At 63.8% G+C, this 17221-nt stretch carries 12 protein-coding genes; 7 read left to right on the top strand and 5 right to left on the bottom strand.

The window, feature by feature from the left end:
• Nucleotides 1-68: 68 nt before the first annotated feature.
• The 3 genes from BLV09_RS22475 (at nt 69) to pdeM (ending at nt 4370) form a co-directional block, all read left to right on the top strand.
• Nucleotides 69-995 carry a class I SAM-dependent DNA methyltransferase gene (locus BLV09_RS22475; RefSeq protein WP_146688940.1) on the top strand — a complete coding sequence of 309 codons (927 nt, stop codon included), beginning with the start codon at nt 69-71 and terminating at the stop codon, nt 993-995.
• Nucleotides 996-1085: 90 nt separating this feature from the next.
• Entirely contained in the window at nt 1086-3653 is a 2568-nt protein-coding gene (locus tag BLV09_RS22470) for a ligase-associated DNA damage response DEXH box helicase (protein ID WP_146688939.1), read from the top strand.
• A gap of 21 nt (nt 3654-3674) precedes the next feature.
• On the top strand, nt 3675-4370 hold the full coding sequence (gene pdeM, locus BLV09_RS22465; protein WP_146691244.1) for a ligase-associated DNA damage response endonuclease PdeM: 696 nt from the start codon (nt 3675-3677) through the stop codon (nt 4368-4370).
• 285 nt (nt 4371-4655) lie between these two features.
• Here the strand turns inward: pdeM and BLV09_RS22460 are convergent, their stop codons facing one another.
• Nucleotides 4656-5519 carry a LysR family transcriptional regulator gene (locus tag BLV09_RS22460; protein ID WP_146688938.1) on the bottom strand — a complete coding sequence of 288 codons (864 nt, stop codon included), beginning with the start codon at nt 5517-5519 and terminating at the stop codon, nt 4656-4658.
• A gap of 95 nt (nt 5520-5614) precedes the next feature.
• On the opposite strand from BLV09_RS22460, the gene BLV09_RS22455 reads away from it, so the two are divergent.
• Nucleotides 5615-6568: a DMT family transporter gene (locus BLV09_RS22455; protein WP_146688937.1), complete on the top strand. Its 954-nt coding sequence runs from the start codon at nt 5615-5617 to the stop codon at nt 6566-6568.
• Nucleotides 6569-6708: 140 nt separating this feature from the next.
• A complete protein-coding gene (locus BLV09_RS22450) occupies nt 6709-7665 on the top strand; it encodes a fatty acid desaturase (protein WP_146691243.1) in 957 nt (318 codons plus the stop codon).
• A 5-nt stretch (nt 7666-7670) separates the two neighbouring features.
• Here BLV09_RS22450 and BLV09_RS22445 read toward each other — a convergent pair whose 3' ends face one another.
• The 4 genes from BLV09_RS22445 to BLV09_RS22430 form a co-directional block, all read right to left on the bottom strand.
• A complete protein-coding gene (locus BLV09_RS22445) occupies nt 7671-8258 on the bottom strand; it encodes a TetR/AcrR family transcriptional regulator (protein ID WP_244548789.1) in 588 nt (195 codons plus the stop codon).
• 94 nt (nt 8259-8352) lie between these two features.
• On the bottom strand, nt 8353-9144 hold the full coding sequence (locus BLV09_RS22440; RefSeq protein WP_146688936.1) for a TIGR02186 family protein: 792 nt from the start codon (nt 9142-9144) through the stop codon (nt 8353-8355).
• Nucleotides 9141-10064, bottom strand: a complete 924-nt coding sequence (locus BLV09_RS22435; RefSeq protein WP_100384510.1) for a sulfite exporter TauE/SafE family protein — start codon at nt 10062-10064, stop codon at nt 9141-9143. The genes BLV09_RS22440 and BLV09_RS22435 overlap by 4 nt, the downstream gene beginning before the upstream one ends.
• Nucleotides 10065-10351: 287 nt before the next feature.
• The gene (locus BLV09_RS22430) at nt 10352-13672 is read right to left on the bottom strand and encodes a tetratricopeptide repeat protein (RefSeq protein WP_146688935.1); all 3321 of its coding nucleotides are present in this window, start codon (nt 13670-13672) and stop codon (nt 10352-10354) included.
• A gap of 343 nt (nt 13673-14015) precedes the next feature.
• Between BLV09_RS22430 and BLV09_RS22425 the strand changes: the two genes are divergently transcribed.
• Nucleotides 14016-15806 carry an acyl-CoA dehydrogenase C-terminal domain-containing protein gene (locus tag BLV09_RS22425; protein WP_100384508.1) on the top strand — a complete coding sequence of 597 codons (1791 nt, stop codon included), beginning with the start codon at nt 14016-14018 and terminating at the stop codon, nt 15804-15806.
• Between the two features lie 111 nt (nt 15807-15917).
• Complete coding sequence (locus BLV09_RS22420) at nt 15918-17126, top strand: acetyl-CoA C-acetyltransferase (protein ID WP_100384507.1); 1209 nt, start codon at nt 15918-15920, stop codon at nt 17124-17126.
• Nucleotides 17127-17221: the final 95 nt, after the last annotated feature.

The following is a 17221-nucleotide window of genomic DNA, read 5'->3' as shown; positions in this document are numbered from 1 at the left end:
CGGCGCTTCGCGTCCCACCGACCTCTCCCCGGCGGGGAGGGGTGAACTCCGAGTCGAACATAAAGCCAATGCCCGCGCGACTGTTCCTGTCTTCCGGCGATCTCGTCGCCGACCGCCGCTTCGAATTTGCCCGCGATCTGCAATTGAAAGGCGATCTGGTTGCCGCCGCCGATCTATTCGCGCAGGCAGCCGAGCTGGCGCCGAATTTCGCATCGGCCTGGTTCACGCTCGGCGAAATCCGCGAACAGCTCGGCCAGCGCGATGAGGCGATCGCCGCGTTTCGTCGGGCGCATGTCGCCGATCCCGAGGACCGTCATGGCGCAAGCCTGCGTTTGATGCGGCTCGGCGCTGAGCAATTGTCCGACATGCCGCAGGCCTATGTGCAGGCGTTGTTCGATCAATATGCGCCACGGTTCGAGGCGGCGCTGGTCGACGACCTCGGCTACCGCGGCCCGGCGTTGTTGTTCAAGGCGGTGCTGTCGGTTCGCTCGGCCGTCCGCAAGCCCGCCTTCTTCAAGCGCGCGATCGACCTCGGTTGCGGCACGGGTCTCGCGGCCACCGCGTTCGCCAAAGAGGTCGATCATTTCATCGGCATCGATTTGTCGCCGCGCATGATCGAGCGGGCGCGCGCCACCGGCCTTTACGCCGAGTTGGAGGTTGCCGACATGGTTCAGGGTTTGCGCAGCAAGCCCGATGGCAGTGCCGATTTGATTTTGGCCGCCGATGCCATGGTCTATGTCGCCGATCTCATGCCGGTGCTGGCTGAAGCCGGGCGCGTGCTTGTTGCCGGTGGCTTATTGGCATTCACGGTCGAGACGCATGGCGGCGAGGATGTCATCATCGGCGGCGGATTGCGCTATGCGCACAGTGCGTCTTACGTCCGGGCCTCGATCGAGGCTGCCGGTCTCAGACTGTCGCAGTGCGAGGATTTGTCCGCTCGCAATGAGGACAATGTGCCGGCGCCCGGCCTCGTCGTCGTCGCCACCAGGGGCTGATCTTCAGCCACAGGCGGGTCGATTGATCTGCCGCCTCCCTCGACGAAACGGCCTTCAGGACTTACCTCTTGGAGCGTGCCAGCCCTTACTTTGACCGCACCTTCGGCCGGGACGGCCGCGCTGCTGCCGGACCGTTTTCGCCAATGGTTCGCCGCGCGCGGCTGGTCGCCGCGCGATCATCAGCTGGCGCTGCTCGCAAAAGCGCGCGACGACCGTTCCGCGCTGCTGATCGCGCCCACCGGCGCCGGCAAGACGCTGGCGGGTTTTTTATCGTCATTGGTCGAGCTCTCGGCTCCCGTCCAGGGACGTGGCGCAGGCAGCGTCATCTCCACCGGCCGCGGCGTGCAGCGCAGCCGTGGCCTCCACACCCTCTATATTTCGCCGCTGAAGGCACTCGCGGTCGACATCGCGCGCAACCTGGAGGCGCCAATCGCCGAGATGGGGCTGTCGATCAAGGTCGAGACCCGCACCGGCGACACCCCGGTGTCGCGGCGGCAGCGCCAGCGGCGCTATCCGCCGGACATCCTGCTCACCACGCCCGAGCAACTGGCGCTGTTGCTGTCGTCCGACGACGCGCCGTTTCTGTTTTCCTCGCTCAAGCGCATCGTGCTCGACGAATTGCATGCGCTGGTGACCTCGAAGCGCGGCGATCTGCTGTCGCTTGGCCTCGCACGGCTATGGCGGCTGGCGCCGGAAATGACAGCGATCGGCCTGTCGGCGACCGTCGCCGAGCCGGAATCGCTGGCGCGGTTCCTGGTGCCGCAACGCGACGGCCACAGCGAAGCGGCCGACATCGTCGTCGCCGGCGGTGCGGCGGCGCCCGTTGTCGAGATGCTCGACACCCGCGAGCGGCTGCCATGGGCCGGCCACACCGCGCGTCATGCGCTCGGCGAAATCTATAATCTGATCAAGCGCAACAAGACCACGCTGGTGTTCGTCAATACCCGCAGCCAGGCCGAAATGCTGTTTCAGGACCTGTGGCGCATGAACGATGATGGCCTCGCCATCGCGTTGCATCACGGTTCGCTCGATGTCGCGCAGCGCCGCAAGGTCGAGGATGCGATGGCGGCAGGAAAACTTCGCGGCGTGGTCTGCACCTCGTCGCTCGATCTCGGTGTCGACTGGGGCGATGTCGATCTCGTCATCAATATCGGCGCGCCGAAAGGTTCGTCGCGGCTGATGCAGCGGATCGGCCGCGCCAATCACCGGATCGACGAAGCCTCGCGCGCGGTATTGGTGCCGGCCAATCGCTTCGAGGTGCTGGAGTGCCGGGTCGCGATCGATGCGATCGCCGAAAATGCGCAGGACACTCCGCCGTTGCGAATCGGCGCGCTGGATGTGCTGGCGCAGCACGTGCTCGGTTGCGCCTGCGGCGAGCCGTTTCTGTCAGACGAACTCTACAGCGAGGTGCTGACGGCCGCGCCCTATTCGGGCCTGACGCGAAGCGATTTCGACGACGTGGTCGATTTCGTCGCGACCGGCGGCTACGCGCTGAAGACCTATGAACGCTTCGCCCGCATCAAGCAGGACAAGGCAAATAATCCAGACTCGCGCTGGCGCGTCGCCAATCCGCGGGTGCGGCAAAGCTACCGGCTCAATGTCGGCACCATCGTCGAAGACACCATGTTGAAGGTGCGACTGGTGCGCTCGCGCGGCGGGGGCTCGGGATCAACCGGCGCGCTGGGCCGCGGCGGGCGGATGCTCGGCGAGATCGAGGAGGCCTTCATCGAAGGTCTGGTGATCGGCGACACGTTTGTCTTTGGCGGGGAGGTGGTGCGTTACGAAGCGCTGGCCGAGGATCAGGTCTACGTGTCGCGCGCCAACGACAAGGATGCCAAAGTGCCGTCCTATATGGGCGGCAAGTTTCCGCTCTCGACCTATCTGGCCGAACGCGTCCGTAAATTGCTGGACGACAAGCGCGCCTGGGGCGGCTTGCCGGATCAGGTGCGCGACTGGCTGTCGCTGCAAAAGGATTTTTCGCGCGTGCCCGGCGTCCGCGAGCTGCTGGTGGAGACCTTTCCGCGCGGCAACAAGCATTACCTCGTCTGCTATCCCTTCGAGGGGCGGTTGGCGCATCAGACGCTGGGCATGCTGCTGACGCGGCGGATGGAACGGGCGCGGGTGCGGCCGCTCGGTTTCGTCGCCAATGAATATGCGCTGGCGGTGTGGGGGCTGGGCGACATGTCGTTCATGATCCGCCAGGGCAAGCTCGACCTCAATGCGCTGTTCGATCCGGACATGCTGGGCGATGATCTCGAAGCCTGGCTCGCGGAATCCGCGCTGATGAAGCGCACCTTTCGCACCTGCGCGGTGATTTCCGGCCTGATCGCGCGGCGCTTTACCGGCGAGGAAAAAAGCCGCCGTCAGGTGCTGTTCTCGACCGACCTGATCTATGACGTGCTGCGCAAGCATCAGGCCGATCACGTGCTGCTGCGCGCGGCGCGGGCCGATGCCGCGACCGGGCTGCTCGATCTTCGACGGCTTGGTGATATGCTGGCCCGCATTCAAGGGAGAATCACCCATCGGGAACTCGAACATGTTTCGCCGCTCGCGGTGCCGGTGATGCTGGAAATCGGCCGCGAGTCGGTTTATGGCGAAGCATCCGACGAGTTGCTGGCGGAAGCCGCCGATGAACTCGTCAAGGAGGCGACAGGATAGACTGTGACAGCACGCGCGCAAATTCAGCAAGAAAAGCTCTCCGCCGCGCGCATTTCCACCGTTGATGTTGCCGGCGTAACGCTGATCGCCGATCTCTCCGGCGCGCTGTTCTGGGAAGAGCAGCGCCTGCTCGTGGTCTCCGACCTGCATCTGGAAAAAGGCTCCAGCTTCGCCGCCCGCGGCGTGTTGCTGCCGCCTTATGATACGGTGGCCACGCTCAGTCGCCTTTCGGCGGTGGTTGCGCGGCACGATCCACGCATGGTGATCGCGCTCGGCGACAGCTTTCATGACCGCAGCGCCCATGAGCGGCTGTCCGCGCCGGATCGCGAGGCCATCGCGGCGCTCCAGCTGCGGCGCGACTGGATCTGGATTTCGGGCAATCACGATCCCGCGCTGCCGTCCGATCTCGGCGGCGTGGTCGCGAGCGAAGTGGCGATCGGCGGAATCGCATTTCGCCATGAGCCGACCGGCGCCAGCGGCGAAATCGCCGGTCATCTGCATCCGAAGGCGCGGGTCTCTACCCGCGGACGCTCGATGGAGCGGCGCTGTTTTGCCTGCGACGGTGAGCGCGCGGTGATGCCGGCATTCGGCGCCTATGCCGGGGGCCTGAGCATTCGCGACGCGGCCTTTGCAAAGATATTTGGAACGCCGGGTTTTATGGCCCACGTGCTCGGCGACGTCAGGCTGCACACCATCGCTGCGGCGCGCTGCTATTGAGCTTTCAATAGCGAGCCGGCTCTCCGCTTGAACAGCGTCGTAGGGTGGGCAAAGCGTTAGCGTGCCCACCGTTCAGGATGCCGTTGTCGATAGATGGTGGGCACGGCGCAAGTGCGCCTTTGCCCACCCTACGGGCTGTTATTGAGCGGAGTTTCACCTCTCCCAGAGGGAGAGGTCGGATCGCGTGAGCGATCCGGGTGAGGGGTTCTGCTCGATCGATAGACCGTAACCCCTCAGCCCAACCCTCTCCCGGTGGGAGAGGGAGCCTATCGTTTCTGTTGCAAGCTACGCCGCCTTGGCCTGCACATCGTTGCAGAATTCGGCCAGACAATCGGCGAGCCGCAGCGTCGCGGGGCTCGCTTCCGGTGCGGCGACCAGCGCCACTTCGGTCTTGTCGATCGGTGCGAAACCGTCCTTTGCCGTCAGCACGCGATGGTCAGCCTGAATAGCCATCTCGGAAAGGATGCTCAGGCCCAGTCCCGCGGCGACCGCGGCCTGGATGCCGGACAGGCTCGAACTGGTATAGGCCATGTGCCAGGTGCGCCCGGCGCTTTCGATCGCATGAATCGCACGCGTCCGGTACAGGCAGCCGGCGGGAAAGCCGATCAAAGGCACGGAAGCAACCTTGGCATCGATCGGATGCGCCTTGCTGGTGACCCAGTGCACGCGTTCGGGCCACACCGCGATGCCGTCCTTTTCCCCGGCGGGGCGCTTGAGCAACGCCAGATTGAGTTCGCCGCGCTCGAGATCGCGCCGCAGATACACGCTCTGATCGGCGCGCACGTCGAGCCGCAGGCCGGGATGCGAACGCGAAAACGCCGCGAGCAGTTTGGTCAGCCGGTAGGCGGCAAAATCCTCGGGGATGCCGAGCCGCACGGCGCCTTCATTGCCGGGCCGCGCCAGCACGTCGCGGGCCTCCTCGGCCAGCGACAACAGCCGCCGCGCATAGGACAATAGCCGCTCGCCGGCCTCCGTCGGCGTCACGTCCTTGCCGGTGCGATTCAGCAGCGGCTGGCCGACATCATCTTCCAGACGCTTGATCTGCTGACTGACGGTCGACTGGGTGCGGTGAACGCGCTCGCCGGCGCGGGTAAAGCCGCCGGCATCGACCACCGAGACGAAGCTGCGCAGCAGTTCGAGATCGAGCATGGGATCACCTATTTATAAATCCACTGATGCCTAGTTTATCATTTAATTTCCAAATAGCAACGCGCGGGCCTACGTCAAGGGAAAGGAGAAATCCCATGTCGCTCGCCCCCTCCGTTGCGGTTCCCCGCGCCACCTTCAATCCGCTGCCGTTCTATATCGGCGTGTTCTGCCTGCTGTGGAGCTTTGCCTTCGTCGCCGGCAAGATCGGCGTCACCTATTGCCCGCCGCTGATCCTGCTCACCGCGCGGTTTTCGCTTGCGGGTGTCCTGATCCTCGGTATTTCCGCAGTTCGCGGCGAGCGATGGCAGCTCACCTGGCGCGATGCCGCGATCTTTGCGATCCTCGGCGTCGCCAACAACGCGCTCTATCTCGGGCTCGGCTATACCGGACTGAAGACCGTATCCGCCGGCCTCGGTGGCCTGATCGTCAGCGCCAATCCGGTGTTCACGGCGATGCTTGCCGCGCTGTTTCTTGGGGAGACGCTGACCTCGCGCAAGGTCATGGGGTTGTTGCTCGGCATCATCGGCGTCAGCTTCATCGTCTGGCACCGGATGTCGGTTGGCACCGACGATTGGCACGGCATCCTGTTCACGCTGGCGTCGCTGATGTCGATCGTGATGGGCACCATCCTGTTCAAGCTGCTGGCGCCAAAGGGCAGCCTGTGGATCGGCAATGGCATCCAAAATCTCGCCGGCGGGATTGCGCTGTTGCCCTTCGCGCTCACCTTCGCCAGCGTCGGCGACATCGTGCCGAATGCGCGCTTGCTGGGTGCCTTCGCCTTCCTCGTGCTCGGCGGATCGATCCTGGCGTATCTGTTGTGGTTTCATCTGTTGAAGGTGTGCGGAGCCACCGCGGCCAGTGCCTATCATTTCCTGATGCCGCCGCTCGGCATGCTGTTCGCCTGGATCGTGCTTGGCGAGCATGTGGAAGTCAGGGATTTGATCGGCATCGTTCCGGTGGCGTTGGGTATCTATCTGGTCACGCGTCCCGCCCGATCCGCCGTTGGCGCATCGTCACATCCCGGCACCGCGCTGGCGCATCGGAAATAAAAGCCGTGCTATCGTTTCAGGCGAAGTGATCGTTATTCGAGCTTGGCGCGCTTTCCTATTTAGTGTACGAATTGTCCACTTATTTCACGATGCCCTGTTCGCGGGGCTGGCGTGAAAACAGGAGGACTTCATCCGTGACGATGGAAACGCATGCCGATCGCTTGATCGAAGGCCGGGCTCTCACGCCGGTCCAGCTCAAGGAGCTCTCGGTGCGCTCGAACGCGCCCGGGCTGGTCCGTTCCATCACGCATTATGCCGCGATTGCGGTGATCGGAACCTCGATCTGGCTGACGATGGCGACTGACGGCCGATGGCTCGCGGTCCCCTTGATTGCCATCCAGGGATATCTGGTCGCGTTTCTGTTCATGCCGATGCACGAAGCGGCTCACAAGACCGTCTTCAGGAGCCGGTTTCTCAATGTCGGGCTCGGCCATCTGTCGGCGCTCATCATTGGGTACCCTTACGAATATTACACGCTGTTTCATTGGGACCATCATCGCTTCACCCAGGATCCGACGCGGGATCCCGAGCTCCTGAACGGCACGATTCCGACCTCGGATACGCGGCTCGCGATTGCCTATACCGGCATCCAGCAACTGGCGAAGCGGACCGTGCTGATGTTGCGGCACGCCATCACAGGCAACGTGGTGGTGCCGTGGATTCCGGAGAACAAGCGCAGCCTCGTGGTTCGGGAGGCCCGCGCCTATGCGCTCATCTATCTGTGGCTGCTGATCGCCTCGATCGCCTGGCCAACGACTTTGTTGCTCTGGATCTGGCTGGTCCCGCTGGTGCTGGGCCAGATGATCCTGCGCCCGTATCTCTTTGCGGAGCACACCGGTTGCGAACGCACCCGAAGCGCCTTTGAGAATACCCGGACCACCTATACCGGCGCGCTGACAAAATGGTTTGCCTGGAACATGCCATTCCACGCCGAGCACCATGCCTATCCATCGGTCCCGTTCCACGCATTGCCGAAGCTGAACGCGATGGTCGCCGACCGAATTGTGCATCAGGGGCCGGGATATCGAAAGGTCACGCGACAGACCTGGGCGTGGTTTCGCCGGGCCCGCGAGAGCGCAGCGGCGACAACCCCGTAAGCGTGTTATTTTTTCGCCAGCACCGAAGTAACCAGTTTCTCCGCGTAATCTTTTGTCAAACTGCGGAATCCAAAGACGTATTGATAAAACAACGTGCCGTAGATCCGGTCGTACAGGTCGCCGGCGGAGTCCGATGCGAGGATGCTTCGGTCTTTTTGGCCTGCCTTGATGATCCCGACGGCGATGTTCCGTCGAATCGCAAGATAGCGTTCGGAGAAGATCTTCGCCGACCCCGTGCCGGCGATGCATTCGGAAATGACCGCGAGCTGCACCTTGCCGAAATCACCGTTGAGGGCGTCGACATAGGCCGACGCATGCTTTTTCAACCGGGCCAGCGGATCGCCCTGGTCCGGCAATGGCAGCATCGAGGAAGCCTGCCGCAGAAATGCGTCGATCAGGAGGGCTTCCCTGGTCGGCCACCATTTGTAGATCGTCATTTTGGAAACGCCGGAATAGCGCGCGACAGCATCGATGCTGGCCGCAGCGAGGCCTTCCGACGCCATGATGCGATAGGCGCTCTCGAGGATCGCCTGTTCGGTTTCGCTGGAGCGGGGACGGCCCCGGCGAACCGGTTTGGCTTCGACGCTGGTCACACCAACTCTCCGGGATCATGGGCAGGATAAAACATACATCAGTGATGTGCGTTGGGAGAATCGCAATGCCTGTCTCGGCCGCCTGGAACTATCATCAATCCTTGCGGAAGACGATCGACGCCATCCAGCCGGTCATCAGCGCCATGAAGGCGGTAAACAGCCCGTAGACAAGGCCGTTCTGGCGGGCGCTGTTCGCGACGAACTGCTCGAAACCAACCTTGACGATTTCGAAGGCGGTCTCGGTATGGGTCACCAGCGCGCCGTCCGAAAACAGCTTGATCTCGACGTCGTAGGTGCCGATCGGTACTTCCGCCGGAAGCGGAATACCGGTGCGAAACAGCGTCGGCGTCAGGAAGGTCACCGCGGAAGTCGCCTCGCGATAGAGGCCATGTTCGGAGCGCAGCCGCACGAATGCGCTGCGGAACGCATCGTTCGGCACCACGTCGGCGTAGTCGGGCCCGACCCGCTGCGTGAGCAGCACGTTGTTGAGGCCGAGCTGCTGCCGGCGCTGCACTTCAGGCGAGGCGATGGCATCGAAGGGCCGGTTTGAAAACAGCGCGAGATAGGTCGGCACCTCGAGAAATTGCCGATAGTCGGTATTGATCCAGATGCCGAATTTACGTTCCTTGCGCCGCGTCACCATGTCGGCGCGCGGACCGCTGACGGTCACCACGAGATCATAGGCGGTGCGGCTGGCCGGCGTGGAGGCGTCCTTCTCGACCGAGCCGAACAGCACCAGCTCCTCGCCGGAATAATTCGGCGTCACCGTCACCCGGTGATTGGAGACTGACACGATCAATCGCTCCGCGCGCGCGACCGGTATCGCGCCAGCGGCGCTCAGCACCAGGACCGCGCCAAAGGCTGCGAGCGACCTGCGCGCGATCATCCGGCGCCCCCCTCGCGGATGGTGAAGAGATCGTCGGGCCGGATCACCAGTTCGACCGCGAAACGAATTCCGACCGCGAGAATCAACAGTCCGAGCAGCAGCCGCAAATGTTCGCCGCGGATCTTCTGGCCGGCGCGGGCACCGAATTGCGCGCCAGTCACGCCGCCGATCATCAGGATCAGCGCCAGCACGGCATCGACGAGATGGTTGGTGACGGCGTGCATCATGGTGGCGAACAGCATGGTGACGAGCGTCAGCACCATCGAGGTGCCGACCACGGTAGCGGTCGGCACCCGCAGCAGATAGATCATGATCGGAACCAGGATGAAGCCGCCGCCAATGCCCATCACCGCGCCGATAAAGCCGATGATGGCGCCTACGGTGACAACCGGAATCACCGACAGGTAAATCTTGGAGCGCTTGAAGCGCATCTTCAGCGGCAATCCGTGGATCCAGCCGTGGCTGCCCGGGCGGCGCAGCGAAACCTTGACGCCGCGCCTGGCCCGCATGATTGCGCGCAGCCCTTCCCAGAACATCAGCCCGCCCACGGTGGTCAGCAGGATGACGTAAGACAGCGCGATCAGCAGATCGAGCTGACCGAGCGCGCGCAATTGCGTGAAGGTCCAGACCCCCAATGCGGTGCCGATGATACCGCCGCTCAAAAGCACCAATGCCAGGACGGGATCGATGGCGCGGCGGCGCCAATAGGATATCGCGCCGGAAAATGACGAAGCGGCGATATGGCTCGCAACGGAGGCAACCGCGACCGCAGGTGTGATGCCGATGAAGATCAACAGCGGCGTCATCAGAAAACCGCCGCCGATGCCGAACATGCCCGACACGAAACCAACCGCCGCGCCCATCGCGAGGATGAGGAAAATATTGACCGGAAGGTCGGCTATCGGCAGGAAAAGTTGCACGCGCGTTTGCTTCGGAATGAGCCCTGAGGCTGGCCGAAACCGCTCACGGCGTGGTTTCTAAGCGCAATGGCCATCGCGCTCTATTCTAATTATCGAGCATGACGTCCGGGCAAACACTTCACGTTTATCCCGAGGCAAAACTGGATCATGCTTCCAGGGAAGCGTGGATCAATTTCCGCGTCTCTGCATAGCCGAAATTGTAGGGCTGAGGGACTCAAGAATCCGCAGGGTGCGGCCTTTTGGCCGCCCGCCATCGAGGCAACTTCCGACGTGGTGAATAATTCAGATTAACGCGCGGCGCGCTTGATCGAAGCCGGCTTGGCGGGCTTTGCCGCGCCGGCCTGCACGGGCGCGCTGTCCCATCCGCCTGTCGGGGTTGCCACGTTGATGGCGTCGCTGGGCTGCTGTTCTGGCGTGAAGGTCTGGATCGCAAGCTTTGCGGCGGCGAGCGACTGGGCATCAAGACGCTTGGCGATATCGTCGCGCTTGCGGGCCGAGTCGGCGTCGCCCTGCGCCGCCGCCAGGCTGAACCATTTGAAGGATTCGGCGAGATTCTGTTCGACGCCGATGCCGCGGGCATAGAGAATGCCGAGGTTGAACTGGCTGTCCGCTACGCCGCGATCGGCCGCCTTGCGGAACCATTGCGCCGCGCTCTTGTAGTTGGCGCCGTTGCCGCCGCCATCGGCATCCAGCACGGCGAGATTGTGCATCGCCTTGGCGTTGCCGCGCTCGGCCGCCTGCATGTAGTAGCGGCGCGCGATAGCGGCGTCCTTTTGCACGCCGGTGCCTTTTTCATAGAGCGTGCCGAGCCTGAAGACGGCGGGGATCACACCGGCTTGCGCCGCGCGATCATACCATTTCGCCGCTTCGTCGAAATTCGCTGTAACACCTTTGCCTTCGGCGTAGCGCACGCCGATCTCATAGGCCGCGGTGGGATCGCCCTTGAGCGCAGCACTGCGCAGCACCGGTCCGCCAATCGCGTCCGGCAATCTTTCCGTCGGCGGGACCTGCACCATGCCGAGCTTGGGGCTGGCCGCGCCCGGCGCTACGGCCGGAATCGTGCCTGTGATGTCGCTGGGCGAGCCGGAAGGTGCGGCCGCGGAGGACGGAATCGTCGCCGAGGCAACGCTGTCGGCGTTGTCAGGCGTGTAGCCGTTGAAGGATTGCCGGTTGATCGGGGTGGGCGCCGTCATCGAAGGCATGGCCGGTGCCGGCGGCGCCGGTGTGGCGTTTTGATCGGGGGGTGATTGAGCCGGAGTCGGCGGCTCGCTCGAATTCTCAACGGCGGCCGGCTGCGGCGCGCCGGCACTGTCGAGCAGGTTCATTGCCATCTTGAACGAGCCGAGCACGATGACGACCACGCTCGCCCCGACCAGCAGCGAGCGAATCTTGGAGGTGATCGTCGAGGCTTCCTTGGGCTTGTCGCCGGCGGCAGCGTTCTGAGCTGTACGTGCCGCCGCCTTGGCCGGCTTGGCGGCCTTGCCGTTAGGGGGCGCGGCCGCGGCGGCCTGGGCCGCGCGGCGCGCGGCGGCAATGAAATTGGTGGCAGTGGCCGGCGCGGGTGCCGCGGCCGAAATTTCGCTGATGGCGTTTTCCGAAGCGGCGATGCGCTCTGACGGGGAAGCCGGCCGCCCTGTCGGCCGTGTTCCCGGCTCGAGCGGGTGATCGGGCGGCAGCTCCGGCGCGAGCGTAGCGCGAGCTGGGGCGGCGTGTGGTTCAAGAATTTCGCTGATCGCTTTCGGCAGCACGGCGGCGGCGGTCGGAACAGCCGGCTGAACGGCGTGAAATTCGCGCGGCGCGGCGGCGAAATGCGCCTCGGCCGCGGCAGGGTTGGGTAATTCCGGTTTTGGCTGAGCCGGCACCGCCGCGCGCGGCGCATCTACCTCTGGCGGGGCAGGGCGGGGAGCGGCAGGTGCTTCCGGTGGCGGCGTCACTGGCGCGGAACGTACGGTGCGCAGATCGCCTTCGATCATCGCCAGCCGGTCGACCACATGGCCGAGCGTGTTGTGAACGGCTTCGAGCGAATCCTGGGTGTGGCGGTCGCGTTCCGTCTGGCTGAAACGGATATCGGACAGTTCGCGCTTGAAGATGTCGGCAAGGCCGGCGTCCAGCGGCGCTGCCGTGTTTCGGCTGTTCTCGGTCAGCGTGGCAAAGCTCGCATGCTGGTTTTCGAGATGACGCAGAATATCCTGCAGCCCGTCCTCGACGCGACCGAGATTGCCGGAGCGGTGATCGGCTGAGGATTCGAGGCGTTCGAGCAAATACGATACGCGCTGTTCGAGATGCGCAAACGCGGATGCGCTGTCGTTGCCGACCGGCATACGGTCGAGGCGGTCGGACAGCGCCCGCACCGCATTTTCCAATTGCTGCGAATTGTCGCTTGCGACCGGCCGTTCGCGGCTTTCGAGCGACGAAGTCAGCGCGACGAGGCGCTGCTCGAGGATTGCGAAGGAATCATTGTTGTTGCCGGCGTCGGCGAGCTGGTCGACCTTGGCCGATAGCGTGCGCACGTCGTCGGTCAGCCGCGCCAGGGCGTCGTTGGACGCGACATTGGAGACGATGGAACGAAGTGCTGCGATCGCGCTTTCGAGCTGATGCACCGTCGAGGGGTCCTCGTTGGTGCGCAGGATCAGATCGAGCTTGGCGCCCAGATTGCGGATCGCGTCGTCATAGCCGGTCAGTTGTTCCGCCGGCGTGAGCGAGCGCAGCGCCTCGCGAATTTCGCCGAGCGCGCGTTCGATGCCGGCCAGGGCCTGCCCGTCGCTGCCGCTCTGGCGGGTGTCGTCGATGCGACGGGACAGCGAGCGGATTTCGTTCTCGATCGATTCGATCGCCCGGCGCGGCATCGCTTCGGTGATGGCGGCACGAATCTCCGCCAGTTCGCTGCGGAACGCCGATATCGATTGCTCGATTCCGTCGGGGCGCTGCAAAGCTTCGATCTGGCTCGTGATCTTGAAGAGATGGCGCTCCAGCGACGAGAAGTCCGGTCCCGCCGGCACGGCAGGCGTCGGCGGGATGGGCGCCGACATGGCGGGAGCGATGGGCGGAGCGTTGCGTGACGGCATCGGCCGCGGCGCGGCGCCATCCAGTTCGCTCTGGCGCGCGGTAATTTCCGCGATCGCCGAGTCGAGCGACGGGCTGAGCGGCGGCGACGGACGATAGATCTGGGCCGCCGCACGCTCGACCAGATCGGTCTGGCGCTGCTTGTCCTGAAGCTGGATATTTCTCGCCGGCGCGGGATTCGAGATTTGCGACAGACGGGCGTCGAGGCGCGAGATGGCGTCGTTCAATTGCCGCGCGACGGCCGGCTCGCCGCGAAGCGCGTCGTTGCGCGGCGCATCGGTTCGCGGAGCTGGCCGCGAGATCTGTTCGATCTGGCGGGTGATGGAATCCAGCCGCTGATGAATGTCGGCAACATCACGGGTCTCGCGGCTCGGCATCGCCGGCCGTTGATCCGCCATCGCACGAAAATCCGGCGGGGTGGAATCGCCGATCGTGGAATTGAGCCAGTCGCTCAACGACATGCCGGCGCGGCGCGCGGCCGCCTCGGCCCTTTCGCGCACGGATGGATCGATGCCGTCAACACTCCACGATACGCGCGAATTCATGCTCTGATCCGGTTCCGACCCCGACGCTAACCTTGCGCCTTCAGTCTCCCCGCGCGTCCCAATTGAAGAGACAATCGAATTTCGCGCAGGTCGTCTGCCTCACATCCCGACTTTTTCGCGTCACGGTAAATAACGGGTTAAGGAATTGGGCCGAGGCGCCTTAAAGTTACCTTTCGAGGATAACTGACCAGGTTGGGGCCGGGCGACAGCCGGCTTTAGTGGCCACGTTGTCGCAATGACTGCCGTTCGCGCCCGGAACCGGCTAGGGTCGGTTTCCGGAACTCAATGATTGCTGCGCTGCAAAATCTCCCTTAAAGGGGCGCCAGCCAGCCGGGAGGATACAATGCCGATCTACAAAGCCCCGTTGGAAGACGTCAATTTCCTGCTCAACGACGTTTTCCAGATTGACCGCTACGACAATCTCCCCGGCTTCAGCGATGCCTCGGCCGATGTGCGGGAGGCGATATTGGGCGAGGCCGCGAAACTCAGCGAAGAAGTGTTGCAGCCGCTCAACCGGGTCGGCGATCTCGAAGGCTGCGTCAGGCACGACGATGCCAGCGTCACCACCCCGAAAGGTTTCAAGGAAGCGTTCAAGCAGGTCGCCGAAGGCGGCTGGCTCGGCTTGTCCGCGCCGACCGAATTTGGCGGCCAGGGATTGCCGGTCACGCTCAGCCAGGTCGTCACTGAATTCCAGAGTGCGGCGAATATGGCGTTTTCGATGTATGGCGGCCTGACCATGGGCGCGACCGCGGCGCTGATCGTGCATGGCAAGCCCGAACAGAAAAAGATGTTCGTGCCCAAGATGGTGGCGGGCGAGTGGACCGGCACCATGAACCTCACCGAGCCGCAATGCGGCACCGATCTCGGCCTGCTGCGCACCAAGGCCGCCAAGCAGGCCGACGGCAGCTACAAGATCACGGGCACGAAGATCTTTATCTCCGCCGGCGAGCACGATCTCGCTGACAACATCATCCATCTGGTGCTGGCGCGCATCGAAGGCGCGCCCGCCGGCATCAAGGGCGTGTCACTGTTCGTGGTGCCGAAGATTCTGGTCAATGCCGATGGATCGCTCGGCGCGCGCAACGGCGTCTCCTGCGGCTCGATCGAGCACAAGATGGGAATTCACGGCAATTCCACCTGCGTGATGAACTATGACGGCGCCACCGGCTGGCTGATCGGCGAAGAGAACAAGGGCATGCAGGGCATGTTCGTGATGATGAACGAGGCGCGGCTTGGCGTCGCGGTGCAGGGGTTGGCGCAATCCGAGGTCGCCTATCAGAACGCCGTCGCCTATGCCCGCGATCGGCTGCAGGGCCGCGCGCTCTCCGGGCCGCAGGCGCCGGACAAGCCGGCCGATCCGATCATCGTGCATCCCGACGTGCGCCGCACGCTGCTTACGATTCGCGCCTTCAACGAAGCGGCGCGCGCGATGGTGGTATGGACGTCGCTGAAAAGCGACGTTGCGCACCGATCCAGCGACCCCAAGGATCGCGACGCCGCCGACGATCACATGGGTTTGATGACGCCGGTCATGAAAGGCGTTCTGACCGACGTGGGATTTTCCAATGCCGTGCTGGCGCAGCAGATGTATGGCGGCCACGGCTACATCGCCGAAAACGGCATGGAGCAGTTCGTGCGCGATGCGCGTATCGCCATGATCTATGAGGGCGCCAACGGCATTCAGGCACTTGATCTCGTCGGCCGCAAATTGCCGCGTAATGGTGGCCGCGCGGTGATGTCGTTCTTCGGCGAGGTCGCAGCGTTCGCCAAGGAGCACGGCGCCGATGAGGCCATGAAGCCCTTTGTCGCGCCGCTCTCAACCGCGCTCGGCCATTTGCAGCAAGCCACGACCTGGCTGATGCAGAATGCGATGGCCAAGCCCGATAATGCCGGCGCCGGCGCCACCGATTACATGCAATTGTTCGGCCGCGTCACCTTTGCCTATATGTGGGCGCGGATGGCGAAAGTCGCGCAGGACAAGATTGCGGGCAGCGGCGCGACGTCCTATCTCACCACCAAGCTGGTGACCGGCCGTTTCTTCATGGAACGGATGCTGCCGGAAACGGCGCTGCATCTTGCGCGCATCCAGACCGGAAGCGCGACCACCATGGAATTGCCGGCCGAAGCGTTCTGATTGGAGAAACCCTTTCGCGGCCGCCAAGAAAACTGCCAAGAAATCCGCCAAGAAATCCGCGACATCCCGCAATTCGCCTATATATTATGATCCTCATACCAGGAGGGCGTCATGCCTGAGGCATATATCTACGATCACGTTCGCACGCCGCGCGGCCGCGGCAAGGCCGATGGCGCGCTGCATGAGGTGACCGCGCTGGCGCTGGCGACAGTGCCGCTGAAAGCGCTGAAGGAGCGCAACAATCTCGGCGAGGATATCGTCGACGACGTCATTCTCGGCGTGGTCGATCCGGTCGGCGAGGCCGGCTCGGATATCGCGCGTTTCGCAGCGCTGCAGGCGGGCCTCGGCGAATCCGTTCCCGGCGTCCAGATCAGTCGCTTCTGTGCCTCCGGTCTCGATGCCGTGAATTTTGCCGCTGCCCAGATCATGAGCGGTCAGCATGAACTCACCATCGGCGGTGGCGCCGAATCGATGAGCCGCGTCGGCATCGGCGCCTCCGGCGGCGCCTGGCCGATGGATCCCTCGATCGCGGTGCCGTCCTATTTCATGCCGCAGGGCGTCTCCGCCGATCTGATCGCGACCAAATACGGCTTTTCGCGCGACGACGTCGATGCCTATGCGGTGCAGAGCCAGCAGCGCGCGGCGAAAGCGTGGGACGAAGGCCGCTTCAAGAATTCGGTGGTTCCGGTCAAGGACGTCAACGGGCTGACCATTCTGGCCAAGGACGAGCATATGCGGCCCTCGACGACGATGCAGTCGCTGGGTCAATTGCAGCCGTCATTCGCGACCGTCGGCCAGATGGGCGGCTTCGATGCGGTGGCGATCCAGTCGCATCCGGAAATCGAGCGCGTCAATTACGTTCATCACGCCGGCAATTCGTCGGGGATCGTCGATGGCGCCGGCGCTGTCCTGCTCGGCAGCAAGGAAGCCGGCAGCAAGCATGGCCTGAAGCCGCGGGCGAAAATCCGCGCCTTCGCCAATATCGGCTCGGAGCCTGCGATGATGCTGACCGGGCCGGTCGACGTCACCAGAAAACTGTTCGAACGCTCGGGCATGAAGAAATCGGACATCGATCTGTTCGAACTCAACGAGGCGTTCGCCTCGGTGGTATTGCGCTACATCCAGGCCTTCGACATCGACACCGCCAAGATCAACGTCAATGGCGGTGCGATTGCGCTCGGCCATCCGCTCGGCGCTACCGGTGCGATGATCCTGGGCACCGTGCTCGACGAACTCGAGCGCACGGACAAGTCGACCGCGCTGGTCACGCTGTGCATCGGTGGCGGCATGGGCACAGCGACGATCATCGAGCGGGTTTGAATTCTTACCCTCTCCCCTTGCGGGAGAGGGTGCCCTCGCGGAGCGAGGGCGGGTGAGGGGTCTCTATCCGCGGAGACAAACCCCTCATCCGGCTC

The organism is Bradyrhizobium canariense (assembly GCF_900105125.1).
Classification (GTDB): domain Bacteria; phylum Pseudomonadota; class Alphaproteobacteria; order Rhizobiales; family Xanthobacteraceae; genus Bradyrhizobium; species Bradyrhizobium canariense_A.
The sequence above is the reverse complement of the archived record's forward strand: the minus strand, read 5'-3'. Positions and strand labels throughout refer to the sequence as shown.